Annotated in this window: 27 protein-coding genes and 2 tRNA genes; 10 read left to right on the forward strand and 19 right to left on the reverse strand. The window is 60.9% G+C overall.

The genetic code is table 11. The annotated features are described in order from the left end of the window. Positions 1 to 11: 11 nt before the first annotated feature. The 4 genes from LAC81_RS05730 to LAC81_RS05745 form a co-directional block, all read right to left on the reverse strand. Entirely contained in the window at positions 12 to 659 is a 648-nt protein-coding gene (locus LAC81_RS05730; protein WP_223727040.1) for a DUF1345 domain-containing protein, read from the reverse strand. A 50-nt stretch (positions 660 to 709) separates the two neighbouring features. Beyond that, the gene (locus LAC81_RS05735; protein WP_113541373.1) at positions 710 to 1,150 is read right to left on the reverse strand and encodes a YaiI/YqxD family protein; all 441 of its coding nucleotides are present in this window, start codon (positions 1,148 to 1,150) and stop codon (positions 710 to 712) included. Positions 1,151 to 1,231: 81 nt separating this feature from the next. Further along, positions 1,232 to 2,359 carry an S-(hydroxymethyl)glutathione dehydrogenase/class III alcohol dehydrogenase gene (locus LAC81_RS05740; RefSeq protein WP_223727041.1) on the reverse strand — a complete coding sequence of 376 codons (1,128 nt, stop codon included), beginning with the start codon at positions 2,357 to 2,359 and terminating at the stop codon, positions 1,232 to 1,234. A 69-nt stretch (positions 2,360 to 2,428) separates the two neighbouring features. Continuing rightward, positions 2,429 to 2,827 (reverse strand): helix-turn-helix domain-containing protein, encoded by a 399-nt coding sequence (locus LAC81_RS05745; RefSeq protein WP_223727042.1) that lies wholly within the window; start codon positions 2,825 to 2,827, stop codon positions 2,429 to 2,431. Between the two features lie 246 nt (positions 2,828 to 3,073). Between LAC81_RS05745 and LAC81_RS05750 the strand changes: the two genes are divergently transcribed. After that, positions 3,074 to 4,012 carry a DMT family transporter gene (locus LAC81_RS05750; RefSeq protein WP_223727043.1) on the forward strand — a complete coding sequence of 313 codons (939 nt, stop codon included), beginning with the start codon at positions 3,074 to 3,076 and terminating at the stop codon, positions 4,010 to 4,012. 6 nt (positions 4,013 to 4,018) lie between these two features. Here LAC81_RS05750 and lipB read toward each other — a convergent pair whose 3' ends face one another. Continuing rightward, positions 4,019 to 4,738, reverse strand: coding sequence for a lipoyl(octanoyl) transferase LipB (gene lipB, locus LAC81_RS05755; protein ID WP_223727044.1), 720 nt, complete (start codon positions 4,736 to 4,738; stop codon positions 4,019 to 4,021). Positions 4,739 to 4,933: 195 nt separating this feature from the next. Between lipB and LAC81_RS05760 the strand changes: the two genes are divergently transcribed. The 3 genes from LAC81_RS05760 to LAC81_RS05770 all read left to right on the forward strand — a co-directional run bounded on the left by LAC81_RS05760 (position 4,934) and on the right by LAC81_RS05770 (position 6,971). After that, positions 4,934 to 5,018 (forward strand) — tRNA-Leu (locus tag LAC81_RS05760). Between the two features lie 378 nt (positions 5,019 to 5,396). Next, a tRNA-Leu gene (locus LAC81_RS05765) sits at positions 5,397 to 5,481 on the forward strand. Between the two features lie 305 nt (positions 5,482 to 5,786). Next, the gene (locus tag LAC81_RS05770) at positions 5,787 to 6,971 is read left to right on the forward strand and encodes a serine hydrolase domain-containing protein (protein WP_223727768.1); all 1,185 of its coding nucleotides are present in this window, start codon (positions 5,787 to 5,789) and stop codon (positions 6,969 to 6,971) included. Between the two features lie 66 nt (positions 6,972 to 7,037). Here LAC81_RS05770 and LAC81_RS05775 read toward each other — a convergent pair whose 3' ends face one another. After that, positions 7,038 to 7,307 (reverse strand): hypothetical protein, encoded by a 270-nt coding sequence (locus LAC81_RS05775; protein WP_223727045.1) that lies wholly within the window; start codon positions 7,305 to 7,307, stop codon positions 7,038 to 7,040. A 54-nt stretch (positions 7,308 to 7,361) separates the two neighbouring features. Then, positions 7,362 to 7,871 (reverse strand): peptide deformylase, encoded by a 510-nt coding sequence (locus LAC81_RS05780; RefSeq protein ID WP_223727046.1) that lies wholly within the window; start codon positions 7,869 to 7,871, stop codon positions 7,362 to 7,364. Positions 7,872 to 8,262: 391 nt separating this feature from the next. On the opposite strand from LAC81_RS05780, the gene mgtE reads away from it, so the two are divergent. Together mgtE and LAC81_RS05790 are read left to right on the forward strand one after the other, a co-directional pair. Beyond that, on the forward strand, positions 8,263 to 9,684 hold the full coding sequence (mgtE, locus tag LAC81_RS05785; protein ID WP_223727047.1) for a magnesium transporter: 1,422 nt from the start codon (positions 8,263 to 8,265) through the stop codon (positions 9,682 to 9,684). Between the two features lie 173 nt (positions 9,685 to 9,857). Then, positions 9,858 to 10,244, forward strand: a complete 387-nt coding sequence (locus tag LAC81_RS05790; protein WP_113537749.1) for a MerR family transcriptional regulator — start codon at positions 9,858 to 9,860, stop codon at positions 10,242 to 10,244. A gap of 81 nt (positions 10,245 to 10,325) precedes the next feature. Here LAC81_RS05790 and LAC81_RS05795 read toward each other — a convergent pair whose 3' ends face one another. The 3 genes from LAC81_RS05795 to LAC81_RS05805 all read right to left on the reverse strand — a co-directional run bounded on the left by LAC81_RS05795 (position 10,326) and on the right by LAC81_RS05805 (position 12,633). Then, positions 10,326 to 10,799, reverse strand: a complete 474-nt coding sequence (locus LAC81_RS05795; RefSeq protein ID WP_223727048.1) for a methyltransferase family protein — start codon at positions 10,797 to 10,799, stop codon at positions 10,326 to 10,328. Positions 10,800 to 10,802: 3 nt separating this feature from the next. Continuing rightward, a complete protein-coding gene (locus LAC81_RS05800; RefSeq protein ID WP_223727769.1) occupies positions 10,803 to 11,813 on the reverse strand; it encodes a heparan-alpha-glucosaminide N-acetyltransferase in 1,011 nt (336 codons plus the stop codon). Positions 11,814 to 11,940: 127 nt separating this feature from the next. Further along, a complete protein-coding gene (locus tag LAC81_RS05805) occupies positions 11,941 to 12,633 on the reverse strand; it encodes a DUF599 domain-containing protein (RefSeq protein WP_113537746.1) in 693 nt (230 codons plus the stop codon). A gap of 742 nt (positions 12,634 to 13,375) precedes the next feature. Between LAC81_RS05805 and LAC81_RS05810 the strand changes: the two genes are divergently transcribed. Both LAC81_RS05810 and LAC81_RS05815 read left to right on the forward strand, forming a co-directional pair. Further along, complete coding sequence (locus LAC81_RS05810; protein ID WP_223727049.1) at positions 13,376 to 14,776, forward strand: L-serine ammonia-lyase; 1,401 nt, start codon at positions 13,376 to 13,378, stop codon at positions 14,774 to 14,776. 127 nt (positions 14,777 to 14,903) lie between these two features. Then, positions 14,904 to 15,341 carry a DUF1489 family protein gene (locus tag LAC81_RS05815; RefSeq protein ID WP_223727050.1) on the forward strand — a complete coding sequence of 146 codons (438 nt, stop codon included), beginning with the start codon at positions 14,904 to 14,906 and terminating at the stop codon, positions 15,339 to 15,341. A gap of 99 nt (positions 15,342 to 15,440) precedes the next feature. Here LAC81_RS05815 and LAC81_RS05820 read toward each other — a convergent pair whose 3' ends face one another. The 6 genes from LAC81_RS05820 to LAC81_RS05845 form a co-directional block, all read right to left on the reverse strand. Next, entirely contained in the window at positions 15,441 to 15,719 is a 279-nt protein-coding gene (locus LAC81_RS05820) for a hypothetical protein (RefSeq protein WP_113537743.1), read from the reverse strand. Between the two features lie 78 nt (positions 15,720 to 15,797). After that, the gene (locus tag LAC81_RS05825; protein WP_223727051.1) at positions 15,798 to 17,330 is read right to left on the reverse strand and encodes a D-alanyl-D-alanine carboxypeptidase; all 1,533 of its coding nucleotides are present in this window, start codon (positions 17,328 to 17,330) and stop codon (positions 15,798 to 15,800) included. A 182-nt stretch (positions 17,331 to 17,512) separates the two neighbouring features. Further along, positions 17,513 to 18,247, reverse strand: a complete 735-nt coding sequence (locus tag LAC81_RS05830; RefSeq protein ID WP_223727052.1) for a hypothetical protein — start codon at positions 18,245 to 18,247, stop codon at positions 17,513 to 17,515. 291 nt (positions 18,248 to 18,538) lie between these two features. Continuing rightward, on the reverse strand, positions 18,539 to 19,147 hold the full coding sequence (locus LAC81_RS05835; protein ID WP_419195804.1) for a transglutaminase-like cysteine peptidase: 609 nt from the start codon (positions 19,145 to 19,147) through the stop codon (positions 18,539 to 18,541). Between the two features lie 672 nt (positions 19,148 to 19,819). Then, positions 19,820 to 20,428, reverse strand: coding sequence for a PilZ domain-containing protein (locus LAC81_RS05840; RefSeq protein WP_223727053.1), 609 nt, complete (start codon positions 20,426 to 20,428; stop codon positions 19,820 to 19,822). 108 nt (positions 20,429 to 20,536) lie between these two features. Continuing rightward, complete coding sequence (locus LAC81_RS05845; RefSeq protein ID WP_223727054.1) at positions 20,537 to 21,328, reverse strand: PAS domain-containing protein; 792 nt, start codon at positions 21,326 to 21,328, stop codon at positions 20,537 to 20,539. Positions 21,329 to 21,524: 196 nt separating this feature from the next. On the opposite strand from LAC81_RS05845, the gene LAC81_RS05850 reads away from it, so the two are divergent. Together LAC81_RS05850 and LAC81_RS05855 are read left to right on the forward strand one after the other, a co-directional pair. Beyond that, on the forward strand, positions 21,525 to 22,256 hold the full coding sequence (locus LAC81_RS05850) for a rhomboid family intramembrane serine protease (RefSeq protein ID WP_223727055.1): 732 nt from the start codon (positions 21,525 to 21,527) through the stop codon (positions 22,254 to 22,256). Positions 22,257 to 22,519: 263 nt separating this feature from the next. Further along, positions 22,520 to 22,948, forward strand: coding sequence for a CBS domain-containing protein (locus tag LAC81_RS05855; RefSeq protein WP_223727056.1), 429 nt, complete (start codon positions 22,520 to 22,522; stop codon positions 22,946 to 22,948). Positions 22,949 to 23,143: 195 nt separating this feature from the next. Here the strand turns inward: LAC81_RS05855 and LAC81_RS05860 are convergent, their stop codons facing one another. The 3 genes from LAC81_RS05860 to hisI all read right to left on the reverse strand — a co-directional run bounded on the left by LAC81_RS05860 (position 23,144) and on the right by hisI (position 24,955). Beyond that, positions 23,144 to 24,109, reverse strand: a complete 966-nt coding sequence (locus LAC81_RS05860) for a patatin-like phospholipase family protein (RefSeq protein ID WP_223727057.1) — start codon at positions 24,107 to 24,109, stop codon at positions 23,144 to 23,146. Positions 24,110 to 24,187: 78 nt separating this feature from the next. Then, complete coding sequence (locus LAC81_RS05865) at positions 24,188 to 24,373, reverse strand: hypothetical protein (protein WP_223727058.1); 186 nt, start codon at positions 24,371 to 24,373, stop codon at positions 24,188 to 24,190. 129 nt (positions 24,374 to 24,502) lie between these two features. Further along, positions 24,503 to 24,955, reverse strand: coding sequence for a phosphoribosyl-AMP cyclohydrolase (hisI, locus tag LAC81_RS05870; RefSeq protein ID WP_223727059.1), 453 nt, complete (start codon positions 24,953 to 24,955; stop codon positions 24,503 to 24,505). Positions 24,956 to 24,977 lie beyond the last annotated feature (22 nt).

A 24,977-nucleotide genomic window follows, 5' to 3' on the forward strand; every position in this document is an offset into this window, starting at 1 on the left:
GGATAAGCTGCTCAGCCAGCAAGTTGCACGGCCGCATTGACGGCGGCGGCAACGAGCACAGTGTTGAAGAAGAACGAAACGATGGCATGCATCAGGTTGATGCGCCGCATGGCCGTCGTCGTGATGGCGACGTCAGATGTCTGCGCCGTCATGCCGACGACGAAGGAAAAATAGAGAAAATCGTAACCGCCGGGCTCGGGCGTCTCGGGAAATTCGAGGCCGCGTGCCGGCTCTGTTGTTTGCTGATCCTGGTTCGGAATCCAGTAGACATGGGCATAGTGCATAGCCGCCATCATGTGGATCGTCGCCCAGCCAAGCACGACGGAGGCAAAGGCGAGGCCGAGCGCCAGGGCCGAGCCGGTTTTCTGGCCGTTGAGCGCAAAGAAGAGCGAGACGAGGGAGGTCGCTGCGGCGCCAATTGTCACGAGGAAGATCACCGCTTCCGGCTCATCGGTGTTCCGGGCGTGCGTTTTCAGGTGTCTGCCCGTCATCATCCGTAGGCGCCGCCAGCTCATGACGAGGTAAACGCAGAAGAAGGTGATCGCCGCGCCTTCGAGGACGAAGGGGCGCGCAAAGAACCAGAGAACCGGCACGGTCAGCGCGCCGCAGATCAGGGCGGTGTAGAAGGGCCAGTGCCTGAGCTTTGTCGTCGCCGTCATTCATATGCCCCTTGCGATTGCGGTCCACCGCGGGCTTGCTCGTGGTGCTGTCACTTTTTCGACTGGCGCGCGAGTCGGTCAAGTGTTTCGAGGAAGGCAGAGCGATCCCGCGGGCTGAAGGCGGCGTTGTAGCCCTTGCTCTCGCCGGTTTCGCGCAGGTGTTGCCCGAGGTCGCGCATCGCCGATGCCATGCCGATATTGCTTTTGTCGAAGAGGCGGCCGGAAGGACCGGTGACGAGCGCGCCGGCGGCAACGCAGCGCACGGCCAGCGGCACATCGGCGGTGACGACGATATCGCCCTCATGTGCCCGTTCGGCGATCCAGTTGTCTGCTGCATCGAAACCCGCCGAGACGATGACATTGTGCACCATCGGGTCACGCGAAGGGCGCAGGCCGGAATTGGCGACGAAAGTCACTTCTATTCCGTGGCGCTCGGCCACCTTCAGGATCTCCGCCTTCACCGGGCAGGCATCTGCATCGACATAGATCATCTTGAATCAATTTCTCAACGGGACTGAAAAGGCGCCGGGAAATCAATCGACTCCGGCGCCTTCCTGAATCAAATTAAGAGCTCAGTATAGCACCACCGAGCGGATGCTTTCGCCGGAATGCATCAGTTCGAAGCCCTTGTTGATGTCTTCGAGCGGCATCGTGTGGGTGATCATCGGATCGATCTCGATCTTGCCCTCCATGTACCAGTCGACAATCTTCGGCACGTCGGTGCGGCCGCGCGCGCCGCCAAAGGCGGTGCCCATCCAGCTGCGGCCGGTGACCAGCTGGAACGGCCGGGTGGAGATCTCCTGGCCGGCGCCGGCAACGCCGATGACCACCGACTTGCCCCAGCCGCGATGCGAGGCTTCGAGCGCCTGGCGCATCACCTTGGTGTTGCCGGTGCAGTCGAAGGTGTAGTCGGCGCCGCCGATCTGGTCGGCCCCGCGCTTGGTCATGTTGACGAGGTAAGGCACGATGTCGTCGCCGACCTCCTTCGGGTTGACGAAGTGGGTCATGCCGAAGCGTTCGCCCCAGGCCTTCTTGTCGTTGTTGAGGTCGACGCCGATGATCATGTCGGCACCGGCCAGACGCAGGCCCTGGATGACGTTGAGGCCGATGCCGCCGAGACCGAAGACGATCGCGGTCGCGCCCATCTCGACCTTGGCCGTGTTGATGACGGCGCCGATGCCGGTGGTCACGCCGCAGCCGATGTAGCAGATCTTGTCGAAGGGGGCGTCCGGATTGACCTTGGCGACGGCAATCTCGGGCAGCACCGTGTAGTTGGCGAAGGTCGAGCAGCCCATGTAGTGGTGGATCTTGTCGTTGCCGATCGAGAAGCGCGAGGTGCCGTCCGGCATCAGGCCCTGGCCTTGCGTCGCGCGGATGGCGGTGCACAGGTTGGTCTTGCGCGACAGGCACGACGGGCAGGAGCGGCATTCGGGCGTGTAGAGCGGAATGACGTGGTCGCCCTTCTTCACCGAGGTGACGCCCGGGCCGACGTCGACGACGATGCCGGCGCCTTCATGGCCGAGGATCGCAGGAAACAGGCCTTCCGGGTCGGCGCCCGACAGCGTGAAGTCGTCGGTGTGGCATATGCCGGTGGCCTTGACCTCGATCAGCACCTCGCCGGCCTTTGGGCCTTCGAGTTGAACCGTCATGACCTCGAGCGGCTTGCCTGCCTGAACGGCAACGGCGGCGCGTACGTCCATCTATTTTCTCCCTTTGGATAAAATGGTTTCGGGCCGCCAGAACGGCGGCAAGTTGGAATCGGCAATAAGCTAACGAATGTTCTGTTGAACGCGATTGAGTTCCATCTCAAGTGCGGCGATCGCCTTGCCGGTCTGTTCGTGCAGCTTCTTGACCAGGGCAAGCTGTTCGCGGATGCCGTCGCGCTCGTCATCGACCGTGTCCGAATCCGGCGCCTTGCCGAGGCCGGCAATCAGCCACGCCGGGGTAACGCCCAGCACACCGGCAAGCAGGAAGAGCCGGTTCGTCCGGGGTTCGGCACGGTCGCGCTCCCAGGCGGCGACCGTTTCGGTGCGTACCCCAAGCTGGTCGGCAAGATCCTTGGTGCTGAGATTGGCGGCGTCGCGCGCCCTCCAGATGCGTCCACCCAACGTGTCACCATCACTGGTATCGCGCAGGCGGGCAATCATCGTTTCGGTGGACAAGCGCATGGATATCTCCTTTGCCACGGTTACGTTCAAAGGTCCCGGAGAAGAGGTAGAGAGCCGCTTTCGATTTCCGGGGCTGAAGATTGTCCCGAGCTTATAGGCATTTGACCGGCGAGGGACCACCCCGAAGCGCCAAAAACACCGTCAATTGCGGCTAAGGCGCGGATAGTTCGTTCCCCGGCGCATCTTCGGCCGTTGAAAAGCGCGGCTCAGGCTCTAATGTGCGGCGGCCAACCGGAGCTTGCCCTTATGACTGACTCCCGAACTGCGGCCGCCGAGCCCACCGATACCGTGATGCAAGGCGTCGCCATCATGCTGTTCGCGATGGTCATCCTGCCCGGCATGGATGTGATTGCGAAATACATGGCTGTCTACGAGGGCATGTCGCCCGGCCAAGTGACATTCTATCGATTCTTCTTCCAGCTCGTGGCGACCTTGCCCATGCTGCTTCGCGCCGGCGGCCTGCGGGCGCTGAAGCCGAAGCGCCCCTTCGCCAATCTGCTGCGCGGCGTGCTGCTGGCAACAGCAGCCTTGTTCTTCTTCATTTCCGTGAAGTACATGCCGCTCGCCGACACCTTTGCCATCTATTTCGTCGAGCCCTTCATCCTGACCTGCCTTTCTGCCGTGTTCCTCAAGGAGAAGGTCGGCTGGCGGCGCTGGCTTGCCATCGTCGTCGGCTTCGGTGGAGCGATGATCGTCATCCAGCCGAGTTTTGCCGCTTTCGGCATAACCGCGCTGTTGCCGGTTGCCTGCGCCTTCGTCTTTGCGTGCTACCTGCTTCTCAATCGCGCGGTCGGGACAGGCGACTCGCCGCTGACGATGCAGACCATCGCCGGAATCGGCGGCACGCTGACGATGGGGCTGGTGATTTTGGTCGGTAACGGCATGGGGAGTGCCGATTTCGCGCCCTCGTTGCCGGCGTCGTCGCTTGGGTGGACGTTGGTTGTCGTGCTCGGCGCGCTCTCCGGCTACGGCCACCTGCTGGTCGTCAAGGCCTTCCGGGCAGCACCCGTGTCGTTGCTGGCGCCGTTCCACTACTTCGAGATCGTTACGGCGACGGCGCTCGGCTACCTCATCTTCGGAGACTTCCCGTCGCTCTCCAAATGGCTCGGCATCGCCATCATTGTCGGCTCGGGGCTCTTTATTATCTGGCGCGAGCGGCAAGCCAGCAGGCGGGCCGCAAGCTGATCAGGGTCACGCCGCATCGTTCCTGGTCGGGCCGAAGATCGCCTCGAACGCCTCGCGCAGGCGGATGTCGACATCGGGCATCATGACCGGCAGGCCAAGGTCAACGAGGCTGGTCACGCCGTAACCGCGAATGCCGCAGGGCACGATGCCGCCGAAGTGGTCGAGATCCGGATCGACGTTCAGAGCGAAGCCGTGAAAGCTCACCCATTTGCGCAGACGGATCCCGATCGCGGCGATCTTGTCTTCCGACATTGAGCCGTCGGGCAGGGGAGGCTTTTCCGGGCGGCGCACCCAGACCCCAACCCGGTCTTCGCGCCGCTCGCCCCGGACATTCATCGAATCGAGCGTAGAGATCACGACGCTTTCGAGCGCCGCAACGAAGGCGCGTACGTCCTGCTTCCGGCGCTTGAGATCGAGCATGACGTAAACGACGCGCTGGCCCGGCCCGTGATAGGTGTATTCGCCGCCGCGGCCCGTGGCGAACACCGGAAAGCGATCGGGCATCACCAGGTCAGCGACATCGGCACTGGTGCCGGCTGTATAAAGTGGGGGATGTTCCACCAGCCAGACGAGTTCGTCAGCGGTGCCAGCGGCGATTGCCGCAGCTTCCTGCTCCATCAGCTCGACCGCCTGTGGATAATCCACCAGTTCAGAGGCAATTCGCCAGCGAACCGGGGCCGATTCTGGAGGGGCAAACATGTCCTGGTTCAGATTGTCACGCTGCATTCGCTCGGTATTCCTGTGCCTTGAGAGCCTGTACATGGGATGAGGCGAGGCAAGAGTCCAGCGTTTCCAAGGCTTCGCGAACGGGCTGTTGAAATAGTTTTCGTTCCCGTCAAATTTCTGTCGTCATCCCCTTGTGCGCCCCAGGGGCTTTTGCTACATGCAGCCCCGTCGGCGCAAGTCGACATCTACCACGATGCGGTCGTGGCGGAATTGGTAGACGCGCAGCGTTGAGGTCGCTGTGGGGCAACCCGTGGAAGTTCGAGTCTTCTCGACCGCACCAAAAGAACCCGGCTTCGGCCGGGTTTTTTGTTTTTTATCTTAAGCTTAGCAAATGCCGGATTTACCTGGGATCCTATGCTTGAAAGATCCGGTCGCAGCAGGTTGCTGGTCAGGGACAGGCGTTCGACGTGCAGCGAGGACGCTGGTCCGCCTCGCTCGTGACGCGTTGATGTCTGCCGCGATCTCGTCCCGGTGACAACGTGTCCCGGCACGGCTCTCGGGAGCAGGAATAGACGCTCGAACCTTGCTCCTTTGCGCCGCGCTGCTTCGGGCGCTGCTTTCCGTCGCGATCGTTCGATTTGTCCACAGCCGTCCCTTGTGCATGGCAGGCGCTTTTGCTACATGCAGCCGCGCCGGCGCAAGTCGGCCCTACCACGATGCGGTCGTGGCGGAATTGGTAGACGCGCAGCGTTGAGGTCGCTGTGGGGCAACCCGTGGAAGTTCGAGTCTTCTCGACCGCACCAAAAGAACCCGGCTTCGGCCGGGTTTTTTGTTTTTTCGCCGGTACTGAGCTTCCGAGCGCCAGCACGCAGCCATGCGAACGTCAACAAGACTTTCCACCGCGCGTGCATGTCCTCCGCGCGCCCGACACAAGGATAAAGAGCACCGCCACATTTCGCCACACAGTCGAAATGGCTTGGAATGTTATTTGGTGCTAACATTCATCCAGTGTTCCAGGGCGAGGGGCGGGCTGGAAGCGCTTTGCTGAGCGCGGCCGCGGTCGGTGACCCTCGCCAATGATGAAGCCTTGTTTGCTTGGGAGGTATTCTTGGTCGGCGATCTCAAGACTGTTGCCGATACGATCCTCGATACTGTCGTCAACGCTGCCGATGGCGTGCCTGGCGTTGTTGCCGTGGTTACGGACAATCGGGGCGATATCTACACGGGCGCGGCCGGAAAGCGTGCGTTGGGCGGCGCTGAGGACATGACCGTCGACAGTGTTTTCGCGATCTTCTCGATGACGAAAGCGATCACAAGCACGGCTTGCCTGCAATTGGTCGAGGAGGGCAGGCTGGATCTCGACGCACCGGCCAAGCAATACGCATCCGAGATCGGCAAGCTGCAGGTGATCGAGGGCTTTGATTCCTCCGGGAACCCGAAGCTCCGCCCGCCCAGGCGGGACATTACGACCCGCATGCTGCTTTTGCACACGGCTGGCTTCGGATACGATTTCTTCAACGAGATCTACGCCAGGCTGGCCAGGCACCACGGACAGCCGAGCGTGATAACGGCCTCCTACGCCTCCATCCGAACCCCATTGCTGTTCGACCCGGGCGACGAATGGGAATACGGAAGCAACCTTGACTGGGCCGGGCAGGTGGTGGAGGGAGTGACCGGCCGGCGGCTCGGCGACGTGATGATGGAGCGAATACTTCGGCCGCTTGGCATGGCGGATACCGGCTTTTCATTGACCTCATCGATGACCTCGCGCGCGGTCACCCTGCATCAGAGAGACGGTACAGGCCGTTTGCTGCCGCTGCCTGATTTCAGGCTGCCACCAGAGCCTGAAGTTCAGATGGGCGGCCACGGCCTCTACTCGACGGCTACGGACTATGCCAAGTTTATCCGCATGTGGCTCAATGACGGGGTCGCCCCTGGCGGTCGGGTGCTGAAACGCGAAACCATCGAAATGGCGGAAAAGAACGGCCTCGGAGAAAAGAAGATCAAAAGGCTTCCCGGGGTGATACCGAGCCTTGCGCACGATGCCGAGTTTTTCCCCGGAATGCCGAAATCCTGGGGGCTTAGCTTCATGATCAACGACGAAGCCGCGCCGACGGGACGACCCGCAGGCGCTCTGGCTTGGGCGGGGCTCGCGAACCTTTACTACTGGATCGACCGCCGAAATGGCCTCGGCGGGATATGGGCCACGCAGATACTGCCCTTTGCAGACCCGGCCTCGATCGAGGGTTACCTTGATTTTGAAGCGGCGGTTTACTCCACCCTTTCAAGGTAGCCGGCCCGAAATATCCGATTGTGCGCGCCAAGCCTGGGCCGTGCGCCCCGCCTGGCGTCCATCGCGTCAGCTGTTGCCGGCAGGGCCGCTCTGGTCCATGCGGCGCCGGACAAGCTTGTAGGTGTGATCGGGTTGAACCTCATAGGTTTCGTAGACCATCTGGCCTTCGTACATGAAACGGTTTTGAACCATGGTGCCCGGTTCGGCCTGCGTCTTTCTGTTGCTGGCGTCCTCGCCGTAGGTCAGGCTTTGGGGAAGGGGCTCCAGGCCCTGTTGGGCGCTGTTGCAGCCAGCGAGGGCCAGGAGGCCGAGAACTGCGAGATATGTCGGTTTCATTGTTCGGTCCTTGGTGATTTGTAACGAACTTGGTGTTGCGGACGGCCCAGTGCGCTAGCTGCGCATCTGTTCCTTTGTCAGCTTTTCGAATTTCTTGATTGCCCGATCGCGCTTCAGGCGCGAGAGGCGTTGTGTCCAGAAGATCCCGTTGAGCTGGTCGATCTCGTGTTGCAGGCAAATGGCCATCAGGTCATCGGCTTCCTCTTCGACCGTCTCGCCGACAAGCGTCTGATAACGAACACGGACGGATTGTGGCCTTTCGACGTCTTCCGATACGCCCGGCATCGAAACGCTGCCTTCGGGATGTCTTGTCAGTTGATCCGCGTGCCAGAGCACTTCCGGATTGACGAAGGTTCTGATCCCGCTTTCCCGATCGAGCTCGATGACGGTCACCCGTTGAAGGACACCGATATGCGGCGCCGTGATGCCAATTCCCGGTGCCGCTCGCATCGTGTCGAGTAGGTCGGCCGCAAGCGCCTCAAGCGCCGCATCAAAACGCGTGACGGTGTCCGCCTTCTGGCTCAGCAATGGGTTGGGAAAGCGGACAATGGGGCGGATCGCCATCAGATATTCCTCGGCTGCAGCGATCTGCGGCGCCGCGTCCCGTCGAGGATCGCAAGAGGCGCTGTAAACCTTGGGCTGCTGTTTCGCTCGCTGAAATCGATTCCGGCTCCAGGGAGCGAGGAGAAGTGCTAGCCGATCGCGCGATCGATGTCGACTGTAGCGAGATGGGGCCGGTTTTTCATGTATTTGCAACAGCTTGAATAAAACTGTTGTCGCCGTGCACGGGGTGGTATCTGTGCTGTGGACCTCGGCAGGGCTTTGCGCTAGCAGGGCTGTACGATCCTACTTCCGGAGCATGGCGGCGGAAGCGGGCCAACCAACCGTCAGTGACGCATTCTTTTCGGCCTCTATATTGGAGCACCGGAAAGCAGCAATCGTTTCGAGGACGCCCATGAGCAATATCGGCGACGACGACAGCGGTACCGAAGACGTCAAGCCCTTTGACGGCTCGGACATCTATGCCGACGACGGTTCGGTCCGTTCCGATTTCCTCATGCATGTCGGGGCCGCGGTCGCCGATCGCGATACGATCTATCTGCGCCAGCATGTCGCCGGCCTGCATTCCTCGGAACTCGGCGACCTGCTTGAAGCGATCCAGCCGGAACAGCGCCTGGCACTGGTCTCACTGCTTGGCAAGGAGTTTGACCTTTCGGCGCTGACGGAGGTCGACGAAGCCATCCGTCTCGACATCGTCGAGCATCTGCCGAACGAACAGATCGCCGCGGCCATCGGCGAGATGGATTCGGACGACGCCGTCTACATTCTCGAAGACCTCGACCAGGAAGACCAGGACGAGATCCTGGCGAAGCTTCCCTTCACGGAACGGGTTCGCCTTCGCCGCTCGCTCGACTATCCCGAGAGCACGGCCGGACGCCGCATGCAGACCGAGTTCGTGGCGGTGCCGCCGTTCTGGACGATCGGCCAGACGATCGACTACATGCGCGAAGATGAGGACCTGCCCGAGAGCTTCACGCAGATCTTCGTCATCGATCCCACCTTCAAGCTGCTGGGAGCCGTTGATCTCGACCGCGTGCTGCGCACCAAGCGTTCGGTCAAGGTCGATGCGATCATGCACGACACCAGCCACGCCATCCCTGCCGAGATGGACCAGGAAGAAGCAGCCCAGCTCTTCGAGCAATATGACCTGCTCTCCGCGGCCGTCGTCGACGACAACGGCCGGCTGGTCGGTGTTCTCACCATCGATGACGTCGTCGACGTCATCCAGGAAGAGGCCGAGGAAGACCTTTTGCGCTTGAGCGGTGTCGGCGACGAAGAACTGTCGGACTCGGTTGCCGAAGCATCGCGTTCGCGCGTGCCCTGGCTGTTCATCAATTCGATGACGGCTTGCATTTCCGCCTCCGTCATCGGGCTCTTCGATGCGACGATCCAGCAGATCGTGGCGCTTGCCATTCTGATGCCGATCGTCGCCGGCATGGGCGGCAATGCCGGCTCGCAGACGATGACGATTACCGTGCGCGCGCTCGCGACCCGCGGTCTCGACATTCACAACGCGCCGCGCATCATTCGGCGCGAAGCGGGCGTGGGCCTTCTGAATGGCATGATCTTCGGTACGTTGATCGGGCTGCTCGCCGGCCTCTGGTTCCAGGACCCGAACATCGGTGGCATCATCGCGACGGCGATGCTGATCAATATGATGGCTGCGGCGCTTGCCGGCATTCTCGTTCCGCTCTGCCTGGATCGTTTCGGCGCGGACCCGGCCGTCTCTTCCGCTGTCTTCGTGACCGCCATCACTGACGTCACCGGCTTCTTCAGCTTTCTCGGCATCGCCACCTGGTGGTTCCACGTCACGTAAGGTGAGCGCGTTTGTTTGACTTTTACGTCAAGGTCAACGATAGTATCCGCATTACAGCGCGCGCATCTTCTGGGACGCGCTCAGATCGCTGTAACACTTTGACCTGCTGCATAGTCATGACCTCAGATCGATGCCGATTTTAGGGGGTATGCGGTAAATCGTGGAATGGCAGCGTGAATAAATATTATAGCATCACCGAATTGACGCGGGAATTCGGCATCTCGACCCGGACGCTGCGGTTCTATGAGGACGAAGGCCTCATTCATCCCGAGCGCCGTGGGCGTACGCGGCTGTTCCGGCCGGCGGATCGGCGGCTGATCCAGGAAATATTGCGTGGCCGGCGTATTGGCTTCACGATTGCCGAAATCCGCGAGATTATCCAGGTCTACAAGGACCCGCCGGGCGAGATGGGCCAGCTTCGGTTGTTGATGAGCCGTGTCGAGGAAAAGCGCGAGGAGCTTCGGCAGAAGCGCAAGGATATCGAAGACACGCTGGCAGAGCTCGACAATGTCGAGGAGGCGTGCCTGACGCGCCTCGCGGAAATCGGCGTCGGTACCTGACGCGTTTTTCGCTCCAAAAGGAAAGTTTCAAAGGGTGGTGCTGGCGCCGCGCTTTTTTATTCGCAGTTTCCGGCGCTGCTTTCAGATCCAGCGGCTGGTGTGCCGGCAATAGCGTTCGAATTCGAAGCCGAAGCGCGACAGCAGATGCCGCTCTTCGTTGCGGATGGCAAATAGCGTTGTCAGCATCACCGCGGCAATCGCTGTGATGAAAAACCACGGATTGAGCGTCGCCAGACCGAAGCCGACCATCATCAGTGTATAGCCGAGATAGATCGGGTTGCGCGTGAAGCGGAAGGGCCCGTAGGTCACGAGGCAGGTCGCCGAGCGGTAGGGCATGACGGCCGTGTGCCGGTCGAGCAAGGTCTTCACTGCCCAAAGGTCCAGCCAGATCGCAGCAACGATCAGGGTGCCGCCGCTGATCCAGGGAAACCAACTGTGACCATGAGCGACCGGGATGGGAGAGTGTCGCGCCAGAACAAGGGCTGCGAGCGTGGCGACGCCGTAGAGCAGGGCGGGCCACGGGAAATTCAGCGGCTTGGCACGATAGGCATTCATGTCCTAGTCCCCTGATTGCACGTCCATTGTGCACTGTCGTGCGATTCGCGCAATGCGTTCATCGGTGCTGACATTGATCTCTCCCCTGTTCAGATCGTCGAACAGGTTCTGTTGCACCAGAAGGTCGAGCGTACAGCCGCAGAAGGCCTCACACGGCACGGCCGGGTTGCCCTGGTTGCAGGCCGCGACGCAGTTGCTGCGGTAGGCTTGCTTGGGATCCGGCAATGTCGGCGGTGAAATCAGCGAGAAGAGATAGACCAGTCCGATGAGCACGGGCTGGTGAATGAGGTATATGGCCAGACTGTGACGGCTGCCGAAGACGAACGGCCTCATCCACAGTTTGCCCTTGTCGCCTGTGGACCGACGGTTTGCCAGGGGCGCGACAAGGCGCGCGTGAAAGAGCTTGGCTGCGCCAAGACCGAGCAGGAAAGGCCCGAGCCACGGCAGCAGCGGTACGTAATCGTTGGAACGCGGCAGTGTTTCGGATAGCCCGACCCACCAGAGCCAGGGCGCGTCGAAGATCGGCGAGCGCAGGTAGAAAGGCGCCGCAATGGCTGCGACGGCCGCGATGATGGAGATGGCCGCGGGAAGCCGGAGGAAAACGAGGCCGATCACGCTTGCCGCGGCGATCGCGTGCAGAATACCGAAGAAGATGAACGTGTCAGGGAACGCGAAGTAGGTCGCAATGGTAATCAGCGCCGCGGCGCCGGCGATCTTCGCGAAGCGGCGTGTGAACGCGTCGAGGCGGAGTTTCGGCCATTGTCCGAGCACAAGGCTGTAGCCGGCGAGAAACAGGAAGCTGCTGGCGATGAGCCGGGCGAAGATCTTCCAGCCGCCGGTGCCGGCGGTTCCCGCAGCAACATAGCCGAAGAACTCGAGATCCCAGACAAAGTGATAGGTGGCCATGGCGAGCAGTGCCGCGCCGCGCGCAACATCAATAAAGGCGAGCCGCCCCCGTGCGCCAGATTGAGCCGGGATCTGTGTTGCCGGTGAAGTCACGTTGCTGTCGGACATGGGCGTTCGCCATCCTGTGGGCGTGAGAAAGAATGGCATGGCTGGCTTGCGCCAAACACGCGTCGTTGGTTGGTGGAAATGATCAGGGTCCGTCCGCTGTCGCTCGGCATGGCCGGCGCGCATGCCGTCAGGGTGTTGCGTCCTGCAGCAGCGCCGCGCGCGCCTCCGAGAAGAACTGCCTGCGGGTCAGCACGAAGATGACGAAGACGGTCAGCCCGACGAAGACATAGGGGCTGATGAACCAGCCGAGATACCCGATCGAGAGGAAAATCGCCCGGAGCCCGGCGTTGAAGTGTTTGGCGGCGAGCACGTTCATGCGGATCGCGCGTTCCGCTGCCTTCTCCGCTGCCTGCGGGTCGCGCTGCATGTCGGCGGTCATCGGAATGCCGCCCATCAGGATCGAGCAATAGTTGAACAGCCGATAGGACCAGCCGAACTTGAAGAAGGAGTAGCCGAAGAGGCAGGTGAGGCCGCCGACCTTCAGCTCGAACGCCGTGCGCCCCCCATGGAAGACATAGGGCATGTCCGCAAAGATCATCTGCGCCTGTTCGGTCGCCCCCAGCAGTGCGAAGCAGCCTCCGAGTGCGAAGATCGTCGTCGAGGCAAAAAAGGCGGTGCCGGCCTGCAGGCCTGCGATGATCTGCGTGTCTATCATTTTCAGGTCGCGGTTGAGCGAGTTGCGGATCCAGCGGCCGCGATGCTCGTTCATGAGGCGGGTGAGACTCACGCGCTTGAAGCCGCGCGTGCCATCGGTCGCCCAGCTGAAACCCGCCCAAAGCAGGATAAACACGACAAGCGCTATGTAATCTTCGAAGGTCATACACGTGTTTTTGGCATGGCTTTTGGAAATTGCAAGGTGGCCGCGGCGGCATGGGAATCGACGGCGCGTAAACTACTGTGATGAAATTGCGGCGGAATTTCTCTACGCTCCTTCCGACCGATTGCGCGGTTTTCACCAGTTTCGCGCTTGGTGCGGTGGGGGCCCGACACCTTTCCGCCACATTCCCCCATTGCGCATTTACGCTTTCTTCAATATGCAGGGCCTCAGACGCGGACGCCTTATGTGCTGTCCGCGGCCGTTGAGAGTTTTTCGGAGACATCATGGACAATACAATTCAGAAGTCTTGCTGGGGCGTGACTGCTCGCGCCGTAGCCGGTTTCGCTGGCGTTCTTGTTCTTGCTTATCTTTTCGGCGGCCTTTGATATCTAGTATCTAGAAAAGTCCACTGATTGACGGCGCGGCTTCCCAAAAGCCGCGCCGTTTTGATTCCGGCAGCCGGCAGTTCCCCGAAAGCCATGTCGCGACGCCAATGTCGCACGGATGGGATCGAATGTCGGTTGACCGCCTGATCGTTTGCTATGGGATCGCTTAGGCTTCGTTCCTATATTTGTAGTGGATTTCCTTAAATCGGAACCGATCTGAGGATAAAATCGTCCAGCAAATATGAGGATAGCGCGCCGGTTCGCACAGACCGTGAAGCGTGATATCGAGGCAATCGTAAATGCGGCGCACAGGCAATCATGCCGGTGCGCCGCGAGTCAGTCTCCGGGGCAGGCAACTTATGTTTCTTTCCGTCTTCGACGTGTTCAAGATCGGCATCGGGCCTTCGAGCTCGCATACGATGGGGCCGATGTCGGCCGCCAACCGCTTTCTCGATCTCATTCTTTCCGACGACTGGCCGCGGCCGTCCCATGCTTCCGTTGCGGCGATCAAGGTCAGCCTGCATGGTTCTCTGGCCCATACCGGCATAGGCCACGGGACGGGTAGGGCCGTGATCCTTGGTCTCGTCGGTGAACGCCCCGACCTGGTCGATCCCGATCGCATGGACGCCTTGATCGACGAGGTCGAGCGCAGCGGTCGGATTTCGCCGCCTGGGCACCCTTCCTACGAATTCCAGCCGAAGACGGACCTGGTCTTCGACAAGAAGGTGCCGCTGCCCGGCCACGCCAACGGCATGTCGTTCTCTGCGCTCGACCGCGACGGCCGGCTTTTGCTGAAGCGGATCTATTATTCGATCGGCGGCGGCTTCGTCGTGACCGACACGGAACTGGAGGCCATGCGCGCCTCGAAGAACAAGGCGGCGGGCGTCAAGGTGCCATTCCCGTTCTCTTCGGCGCAGGAGATGCTGGACATGGCAGCCCGCTCCGGGATGACGATCGCCCAGATGAAACGGGCGAACGAAGAAGCGACCATGTCGCCGGACGAACTGAATGCCGGGCTCGACCGTATCTGGGGCGCGATGAGCAACTGTATCGATCGGGGCCTGAGCCAGGAGGGCATCATGCCCGGCGGCTTGAAGGTTCGCCGCCGCGCGCGCTCGATCCACGACAAGTTGCAGGAGGAGTGGCGCTCCAACAAGACCAACCCGCTGCTCGCAAACGACTGGCTGAGCGTCTACGCGATGGCGGTCAACGAGGAAAATGCCGCCGGCGGCCGCGTTGTCACTTCGCCGACCAACGGTGCCGCTGGCGTCGTACCCGCCACCATCCGCTACTACATGCACTTCCATGACGATGCCGATCAGGAAGGCATCCGCGACTACCTGCTGACGGCAGCCGCGATCGGTGGCATCATCAAGCACAACGCCTCGATTTCAGGCGCTGAGGTCGGCTGTCAGGGCGAAGTCGGCTCCGCCTCCGCCATGGCCGCTGCCGGCCTCGCTGCCGTGATGGGCGGCACGCCCGAGCAGATCGAAAATGCCGCCGAGATCGCACTGGAACATCACCTTGGCATGACCTGCGATCCGGTCGCCGGCCTGGTTCAGGTGCCGTGCATCGAACGCAACGCACTCGGCGCGGTCAAGGCGGTGACGGCGGCGTCTCTGGCGCTCAAGGGCGACGGCAAGCATTTCGTGCCGCTTGACGCCTGCATCGAGACGATGCGTCAGACCGGCGTCGATATGAACGAGAAGTACAAGGAGACCTCGACCGGTGGTCTCGCTGTCAACGTCGTCGAATGTTGAGCCATGCAGCTTCGCGCGCCTGTTAGGGCGCGCGAAGATTGCTGTATCGCCAGACAGGAGCGGCGATTGTGGATGAAAGGCGTCTGGCCGCTTGACCGCAACGGCCGGACGGGTGTTCAAAACAGATATGTCACTGCATCTCATAAAGCTCTGCGTTGGAGCGGAATCGATCGAGGACCTTCGCGAATGGGTTTCGCGCAAGGCAATGGCGGCCATGGCCGCGGGCCTGGAGCCGCATTCCTTTCACACCACGCGCATGGTGCCCAAGCGTGTCGAGGAATTGCTGGAAGGCGGTTCGCTCTACTGGGTGATCAAGGGGACCGTGCAGGCGCGGCAGCCCTTGATCGGTATCGAGACTTTCACCGATGGCGAGGGTATCGGCCGCTGCAATCTGCTGCTTGGCCCGGAAGTGGTCGAGACGGAGTTGCAGCCACGGCGCGCCTTCCAGGGCTGGCGCTATCTCACCGACAAGGATGCGCCCCGCGACCTGGCCTCGCTCGCCGGCGACGGTGCCGAAATGCCGCTTGAGCTTCGACGCGAACTGGCGGAACTCGGACTTCTCTAATCGCCGACATCGATGACGTGACGCTCACATCGGCCGAAAGGCTTCTTGCGCGAACAAGGGCGCAAGAAAAAAGGCGGCACAGGGGCCGCCTTTGGAACATCATGGGCTTGAGGTGATCCGCATCTTCAGCGGGTGCCGCCGGTTCGGCCCCGTCACATGCAGATGAATACCCGCCCGTGGCTGTGTCGATCGCCAGGCGCGGGCTCCGTGCGTCAACAACATCCCGACCAGATCGCGGGTCTTGGCCTTTGATCTGTTGAGCCCGAGGTCGGCAATGCGCATGGCCGCCTCGTGCAGGGGGTGCAGGTTGATGCGCGACGGCTTCGCGCGCCGTCCCGGCAGCGGGGTAACGCCCGGAACGTTTTCGTTCATCGCCATGATTAACCTCGTTACGCTATACAAATCCGAGGAAGGTGGCCGGAAAACAAACACATCCGGCCGCCAAAACTTTTTACCTTACTGCTGGCTAGCCCAGCAGGAGATGCCTTTCTTCTTCAATGCCTTGCAGGCGTTGACGGCTGCATTCTGGTCGTCGAAGCCGCCGAAGCGGGCGCGGTAGACCTGGCCGAAGGCGACAGTGAACGGCGTTGCGTTGCTCAGTGCCTTGCCGCCCTTGTCCTTGGCATTGCCAAGAAGGGTCATGGCCTGATCCTTGTCTGGCGTTGCGCCGATCTGGATTACCCAGCCCTGCGGCTGGGCCGGCATCGGTTCGGCCTTTGCAACCTCGGCCGGCTCTGCCTTCGCGGCCGCGGCCGCCTTCTTCGGAACGGAGTTGGTGATCTGGGCGTCGACCATGCCTGCGGCAACCGGCTGACGGAGCTTGACGCTCTGCGCATCCAGCGTGTTCGGGACGATCTTCGGGGAAAGTACAGGATTGTCCGAAGCGCGCTTGTTGCCGGCATAGGCCATCTGCACGCTGCTGTTGCTTTCGCCGTTGTAACGGAAATCGGGAACCGGGCCGGTGTTCGGCAGGTCGTGCTTGCTGGCAGCGGAGGCAACGACGGGCGTCTCAGCGACGGGCGCGGTCGAAGCGACTTCGGTTTCTTCGGCCGGAACCGGGGCCGACTTGGTTTCGGCAATCAGGTTGCCATCGCCACGACGCGATGCCGAAGGCATGTACTTGGCGACGAGCCGGCGCATCTGCGCGTCGCGGCTGGCGCCGGAGGTGCCGCCCATAACGACGGCGACGATGCTGCGGCCCTCGAGCTGAGCCGACGTCACGAGGTTGAAGCCGGACGCACGGGTATAGCCGGTCTTGATGCCGTCCACGCCGCGGACATTGCCGAGCAGACGATTGTGGTTGCCGATCGTCTGCTTGCCGAACTGGAAGCTGCGGGTGGAGAAGTAGTCGTAATACTGCGGAAAATGCTGGCGAAGCGCGAGGCCGAGACGCGCCTGGTCACGGGCTGTCGTGCGCTGTTCCGGGTTCGGCAGGCCGTTTGCATTGCGATAGGTCGTGCGCGTCATGCCGAGCGCCCGGGCCTTGTTCGTCATCATGCGGGCGAAACGCGGCTCGGAGCCGCCTAGAAATTCACCGAGCGCTGTCGAGGCATCGTTCGCCGAGCGGGTGACGAGCGAAAGGATCGCCTGTTCGACGGTAATCGATTGGCCGGCACGCACGCCGAGCTTCGATGGCGGCTCAGCGGAAGCGTTCTTCGAGAAGGGGATGGGCGTGGACTTGGTGATCCGGCCGGCTTCGAGCGCTTCGAAGGTCAGATAGAGCGTCATCATCTTGGTGAGAGACGCGGGATAACGCAGTTCGTCTGCATCCTCGCCGTAAAGGATCTTGCCGGTCTTGGCGTCGACGACGATGCCCGAATATTTCGGATTGGCATAGGCCGAGGCGGCGAAGGCCGGCGCTGCGAAGGCAGCCGATGCGATGGCGCCCGCAAGGACGACCCGTCCTACCATCTTTGAGAGAGCACCGAACGGGCGCTTCGCGAGATCAAAAAAACCGGATTGGGACACTACGCTACTCTTTATTCTCATGTCATGGGGTTGTCCGGACGCCGCCTCCGGGAACGACCGTTCTCGAGACAGTATCGGCATAGCGTTACCAATCGGTTTATGATGAATGATTGGTTTCCGGAATCGAACGCATTTGTACAAGGGCGATACCGGTGTAGCGCAATGGCGCGGCGCGCTGCCTGCACCACACCAGTTAGACGAAATCAGGGCACGAGACGGTTTTTGACGAAGGTCGCGATCGCTTGGTCGATTTCGCGCCACTTCGGTAGCAGCTTGTTTGAAAAGCGGTAGAGCACGACGAGGTCCTTTCCGGCGTGAATGTCGCGCTGGCAATCGGCACTGGTTGAGATCGCTTGAGGGTCGGACTTGAGACAGCGCACCACATAGGGCGACTTCGTCGTCGTGTCTGCCGTGTAGAACACTTCGCCCGCATAGCTCGATGTGGCCTTGACGGCGTGTTCGCTCAGGCTGGCGGGGCCTGCCGTGGGTGTGCCGTCGAAAACTTGCGAATAGATCGGCTCCAGCCGCCCGGACATGTCGCGCGACATGGTGCTTTGGGAGATCTGCAGGAAGATGAGGCTTTCGGGAGCGTCGACATTGTTGAATAGCGCCCGGTCCTGGTCGCTATAACCTTCGAGCTTCGGCCAGGTCAGATAGAGATCGACTCGCTCGACGATCGAGGTGGCGCGCTGGGCCTCGAAGCGGATCATGTTGGCCGGCAGGCGCAGGTGATCCTGGCCGATGAAGATGTCAAAAAGCTCATTGCTTGCGGTGTGTCCGGCAAGGGCGAGATTTTCGCCGAACCAGCGTCCAGCAAACGAGATGGCGGCGGTGAGCGCCGCAAGCACCACGACGATCGCGGTCACCCGGTAGACGAAGCCGGGCGACAGCAGCGGCCGGAGTTCCGGTTCGCGGATATCATTTGAAGAGCTGCTCATCGTTGGGCTGTCCCGTCGCAATGGCCGAACCCGGTAGTCCATGGTTCGGTTTACGCTTTCCTGCGCGCCGTAGGATGGATGCCGTCGCTTGCCCGACGCTGGTCGAGGATGGTTAATTTTCGATGAAAATCTCTTCGGGCCGGCCGGTGCGGGGCGTCGGCAAAAAAAAACGGCCGGTTCCGAGGGACACGGAACCGGCCGAGGCTCGGTCTGGACGGGGATAGTGTAGACCGGAGCCCAGTAGTGGAGAGGCCGCTGCGGCAGGCGCGCCGCCTCCAGTGTCTTCGAAGCTTACTGCGTGCGGACGCTGCCGACGGCAACAGTGCGGCCGTCCTGGAGCTTGACCCAGCGACCGGAGTGTTCGGTCGATTGGCGCTTGAGGTAGGTGTATTCGGTATCCGACCACAGCAGCACCTTGTTGCGCATGTTGTCGAGAATGAAGTCGCCGCGGTCGGTGCGGACGGTCAGGACCGCATGGCCGTCACCGTTCGGCTGCAGGACGACGGTGATCAGGAGATCCGACGCAGAGAAGCCGTTCTCGATCAGTTTGCGGCGCTTCAGCAGCACGTAATCTTCGCAGTCGCCGACCGTGTCAGGATAGGACCACTTCTCCTCGACGCCATGGATCTCCATGTCGGTCATCGGGGTGATCGCCTGGTTGACGTCGTAGTTGACCTCGAGAAGCTTCTGCCAACCTTCGCGCGTCAGCACCATCGGGCCACGGTCCTTGCCGTTGGAGGTGCATTCCGATGGATAGATCTTGCAGAATTCGTAGTGACCGATCGGCGGGTTGGTGGAACCGGTGACGACCATGTTGGCCGGAAGTGCCAAAGCTGTTTCGACCAGGCCGCCGGTCAAAAGGACCGCAACCGTGATCATCTTGGTGATTGTCTTGAGCATGATTGTCTCCCCGTTGTGGTTCGACAATGGCACAGACGTTTTTATCGCTCGCGAACTTGCGAACTAAAAACAAGTACAAATGAAAGTCGTATAAGAATAAAATAAGAATAGAATTTGAGTTATATTTAAATTGAATTTGAATCAAATTTTATCGATTATCCTGCGGAGTGAGCTTCGGTTCAGGGTTTGTTGACTACATAAGGGATTGTAATCACTGGGGCTGCGTCGATATGGGGGTCGGCGGGCGTCGCTTCGGCCGGAAATCTGTGGTCGACAATGGGTGGCTCATGCGGCGGGTATTGCCGATCCCCTCGCCGTTTTTCGACTTCAAGTATGCGGCGCTCCTTGAAATTCTTCGAAAAAATATTTGCGGGGATCGGCGGCGGCGGTCAGATCGAGATGTTCCGAAATGGAGCGGCCGCCGCCTCGTAGCAATTTCGAGCGGCCAGCCGCGCGGGCAGCCTATTCACGACTGATGGGGCAGATCTACTTCGAAGCGGAGGGTTTTCTGAGCGTGGCAAGGTCGGGCCAACGATCGGCTGGGGCTTCGTGCGGCGATCGGCTCAACCGCAAGAAATGGCGCGGCGCCTCAGGAGGCCAGCGCTCGGTTGAGCAGGCGCGGCAACGACATTGGTCTGGGGTAGGGCAGGTGAAGACGGTGCAGAGGCACCCTCAGAGAAATTCCGTCAGCGCTTCGCGCGACTGCACGCCCGAGAACTCGATGGCGCAGCCTTCCTGGAAATGGCGCACGATCTTGCCCTTCATGTTGCCGAGCATGATCGGGGTGCCGATCGGTGGCCGGTTCTCTATGTCGACGGCAGCGCCCGACAGCGAAAGGTCGATGATGCGGCAGGGGAATTTTTCACCGGTGTCGAGCGTCAGTTCGGTTACCGTCTTGCGCGGGGCAAGGCGGTCATGACGCCGGTCTTCGGGCAGGCCGAGTTCGTGTTTGTTCGCGATCCAGGTGAGCTGTGCCGCCAACTTCTCGCGCTTGCGCTCGGTGGCGTTGAGCTGGATCACGAAGGCGTCGTCGGCGAGGCGCGAAACGGTACCTTCAAGGCGGCCGACATGGTCGATATAGGCAATGATGCGTTCACCCGCCCTAGGCCGGGCCGGTGACGAAAGCAACACGTCGCCGGGCGACATGTCGACGGCGGTGCACTCGAATTCGTCATGATTGGCGAGCATCAGCCGTCCCGAAAGGTTCACCGAAACGCGCTGGAACGCACCTTCGTGATGCGGCTTTGGAGCGGTATTCTGAGCGTGCTGGAACGAGAACATGGTGACTCTGCATGACGTATTTTCGCAGCCAGAGTTTAGAACGTTCGGGTTAATAGAATGTTCGTCCTGCGGTTGGTCCGGGCGCCCAACTCGGGACAGCGGCGGCAATCAGCCGCTGCGTCCACCCTCCAGGATGCGCAGATGCCGAACACGACGGAACTCTCCCAAAAGTCCTTCGCCAGCGCGAGATTCCGTACGCGGGGAGATGGATTCTGCTGCCGGTTCTTCGCGAAACACGGCGGTACGATCGGGATCGAGGACTTTCATCCCGGTGACGTCGAGACCTTCCACTGAAGTTGCATGCAACCAGTACGGGCGAGAAAGTGGCGAGAGCGCGCCAAGGATTCGGTCGCTTGCGCCCTCTGTCGAGGCAAGTGGCAGCAGCAGCGTTTCGACCTCAATCTCGCGAGCATCGGCCGTGCGCCCCTTGGCCGACAGCATTACCGGCACCCGATGCGTCATCACCTGGCCGGCGATGCGCTGCGTCTTCGCCGCCTGCGCGTTCAGCCAAAGCATGCCGAATTGCCGCCCGCGCAGCTCGAGGCCGAAGAGTGCGCAGACATGTGTTCCCGCCAGTCGAAACGAGATGCCGTTGCGTTCACGCTCGAGGATGAACAGGTTGGGCAACAGAAGGCGGATATCACCTGGTTCGAGTTCATCCCGGCGGGGAAGCTCGCGCTTGCCGCGAATGGTGTTCCAATATCGGAAAAGTTCCGTGGTCGTGTTGCTGCGCATCTTGCATTCATTCCGTTTCTGCGACCCGCGTGTACCGGTCTGGCACATGTTCGGCCGTTCTTTGCGGTCTTGAGATGAATGGTGCGAAAACCGTGCCAGCCCGAAATTAAGGTTAACGAACGGTTTCGATTGCGTTCGGGCACCGCGACTGGCACTGGAGGACATGACTTCACGAGGCGTTGGCTTCGGCACTTGAACTGGAGCTCGGATTTGAGCTTGGCGACCGTTCAGTTTTTACTGGACGGTCTTTTTTTGTTTGCTTATGGCTGGTCGCCCCAGTCCGGTCCGAATCCCGCGGTGTCATGCCATCGCCTCGATCGAATGCGATCGAACGGGCCAATCGATGGAGAGAGCGGCAACCATGGAACGAGATCAGACGGCAACGCCACCGGAGACGGACCGGGACAGCGCCGCCAGTCCGTCACGTGAGCCTGCTTTCAATCTGCCCGCGGGCCTCACCGGCATTCTGCTGTTCCTGATCGCCATTCACGCGTTGCGCACCTATGTTCTGTCGCCAGCCATCGATCAGGAGATCATCTTCAATTTCGCCTTTCTGCCGGCGCGCTATGATCATCCCTTGGCCGAGCAGGGGCTCGCCTGGCTCTGGAGCCCGATCACCTATTCGTTCCTGCATGGCAGCTGGGAGCATCTGATCTTCAACATCTTCTGGATGGTTGCTTTCGGTGCGCCGGTCGTGCGCCGCATCGGCATGGGACGCCTGGCGGTGTTCTGGTGCCTCTCGGCCGCGGCTGCTGTTGCGCTTCACACCGCATTTCATTGGGGCGAAATGATCGTGGTGGTCGGTGCCTCGGGTGTAGTTTCCGGCTTCATGGGGGCGGCGGCGCGTTTCGTCTTTTCGCCAAGCGGGCGGATAAGCCGGCAGTTTGCCCATCTCAACCGAAGGCTGCCCGTCAGTGAGGCCCTGGCAAATCGTTCTGTCGTGATGTTCGCCGGGATCTGGTTCCTCACCAACTTTCTGATCGGGCTCGGCATGTTCACGCCTGGCGGTGCAGGCAGCATCGCCTGGGAGGCCCATATCGGCGGTTTCCTCTTCGGCTTCCTGCTCTTCGGCCTCTTCGACCCTCGCGACTGACAACTGCGAAAGATCGGCGGATGGCGCTTGTGAGTGCTTGATTTCCCCAGGACGCTGGCGCACCATTTGATACGGTCGCCGGTTGTCGAAAGACAGGGCGGCCCGTGAAGGCCGGGTATTGGAGGCTCGTCCGCGTCTGAGGAGCACGTGGATTGGCGTTCGTAGGCGGCCAGGGTACAGGTTCCATCGCCCGACCGTACCGCACGAGAGACGGCTGAACCTTTCCCTGCCGACCCGGTGTTGTCGCAACGGGAGATGTGCGCATGTCAGTAAAAGCAATACTCGATGAAAAGGGCCGCAACGTCGTAACGGTCGGCCCGCAGATGACAGTCCAACAGGCTGCCATTCTCTTGCGTGACAATCATATCGGTGCGGTCATCATCGTCGATGCGGACGATCAGATCGCAGGCATCCTCACCGAGCGCGACATCGTCGCAGCGATCGCCAAGCAAGGAGCGACTTGTCTCGAAAGGCCGGTCGCGGCTGTCATGTGGCAGAACGTCTACTGCTGCACCGAGGAAATGTCCGTCCAGTCCCTGATGGAAATGATGAGCAAGCTCAGGGCTCGCCACCTGCCGGTCGAAAAGAATGGTCAGCTCGCAGGCATCGTTTCGATCGGAGATGTGATCAAGCATCATATCCGTGCGATCGAGCACGAGACCGAGCAAATCAAGGCTTACATCGCCGGCTAAATGGGAAGGGCGACCTGCACCGCCCTCATACATAGCTCGATACTTTGCTCTGTTCGTACCGACGACAGGGCGGCGAGGCCTTATGGCGCGATCTGCCCTATCTCGGTTCGCTACACGCTCTCCCAAAATGGCACAATGAACGCGCGCGCCATCGGCGCGCGAGTAGCTCGCAATGATCGAAGAAAAGATCGCTCGTCAGCGTACGAGCGCGTCCTGCATTCGCTGAATCTCCGCGAGCTTGGCCTTCGCCTCGCGGTAACCCCGGTCGATCGCCTCTCCGGCACGGTGAAACTCCGAGAGGCCGATGTCGTTAAGCTTGGGATGCAATGCCAGGTCCGGCGGGTCGCCAGCGAGGCGGGCGCGGGAAATACGATCCTGGATGATGTTGAAGGCCTGCACCATCACGCCGGTCATGCCGAGGCGGGAGTGATGGGTTGATTCCTTCTCCTGCAGCGGCGAATCCGGCGTTTCCAACCCGGCGCTGTGCTTGACCACGGCAGAGCGGCCGTAGAGATCATAGTTGAGGTTCACAGCGACGACGAGTTGCTGCTCGTGCGCGCGGCAGACCGAAACCGGGACCGGATTGACCAGCGCGCCATCGATAAGCGTGCGTCCGTTCGCCTTGATCGGCTCGAAGATCCCGGGCAAAGCGTAGGAAGCGCGGATCGCGGTGATGAGCGATCCCTTTTCGAGCCAAACTTCGTGGCCGCTATGTACTTCGGTTGCAACGGCAATAAACGGCCTGTCGAGCCCCTCGATGCTGAGACCCTGCAGATGCTCCTGCATGCGCTTGGTGAGCCGCAAACCGCCGAAGAGGCCGCCGCCACCGATGGCAAAATCGAGCAGCCCTGCAATTCGCCTGACGGTGAGGGAACGCGCGAAGGCCTCGAGTTCGTCGAGCTTGCCTGCAAGGTAGCAACCGCCGACGAGCGCGCCGATCGATGTGCCTGCAATCATGCCGACATCGATGCCTTCTTCGTCGAGGGCCCGCAGCACGCCGATATGGGCCCAGCCGCGAGCGGCGCCGCCGCCAAGGGCAATCGCGATCTTTGGTCTTTGCGGAGGTGTCGCAGGTTCTGGTGGTGTTGTTGAAATAGATGTTCCGTCCGGACCGGACAAATCTGCAATCTGATTGCTACGCGTAAAAGTCCAATTCAACATCCGGCACCTCCAACACCGCCGAATACTCCGCAGCGCGACTCGTCGATGAGAATGCGCGAAGGTCGCTGTGGCAATTCATCATTGACTTAACTGCCCAGGACCGGATTCGATCCTGGAAAGAGGCAAATTGATGCGCGCGTCCTGGGGAGGCTCCGCCAAGCCGGCGCAGGTGCCGGCCTCGTCCTGTTTCATTGCTGAAAGACTGGCACCGTCGTTAGGTATATCACCGATCCGGTCGCCGATTGCGGCAAGATCGATAAACATTGGATACAGTTTGCAATACAGTCGGGACAGTTCCCTCGTAGCACCGCACCCTTGCTTAAGGATTAGGCGCTCGCTTGGTTTCCAAAAGATAAATATAGCATGTGTGCGCATCAAAAAGATGCGCGATGCTTAATTTTTATCATAGATTTCTGCAGGGTCGAAGTGCCTGTGGTCGTCGGTGATTTCGACCGTCGCCTTGCCGTTTTCGGCGCCGACCGTGCGGTAGAAGCAGGACCGTCGACCCGTGTGGCAGGTGGCGTCGTGACCGCCGACGGAGACCTTGAGCCAGATCGCATCCTGGTCGCAATCAGTGCGGATTTCCTTGACCGTTTGCAGGTTGCCGGAGCTTTCGCCCTTCTTCCAGAGGCTTTTGCGCGAGCGGCTGTAATAGTGCGCCACGCCCGTCTCGATCGTCAAAGCCAACGCCTCGGCGTTCATGTGCGCGACCATCAAGAGTTCGCCGTCCCGCACATCGGTGACGACGGCAGTGATCAACCCCTTCTCATCGAAACGCGGGGTGAAGGCCGGTCCGGTTTCCAGCTCGGCCTTGTTGGAAGAGGGGGCGTCGAAGGTGAGCGTCATGGAAAGGCTCCGTCTGTCGGAG

Origin of the sequence: Ensifer adhaerens (assembly GCF_020035535.1) — a bacterium.
Taxonomy (GTDB): domain Bacteria; phylum Pseudomonadota; class Alphaproteobacteria; order Rhizobiales; family Rhizobiaceae; genus Ensifer.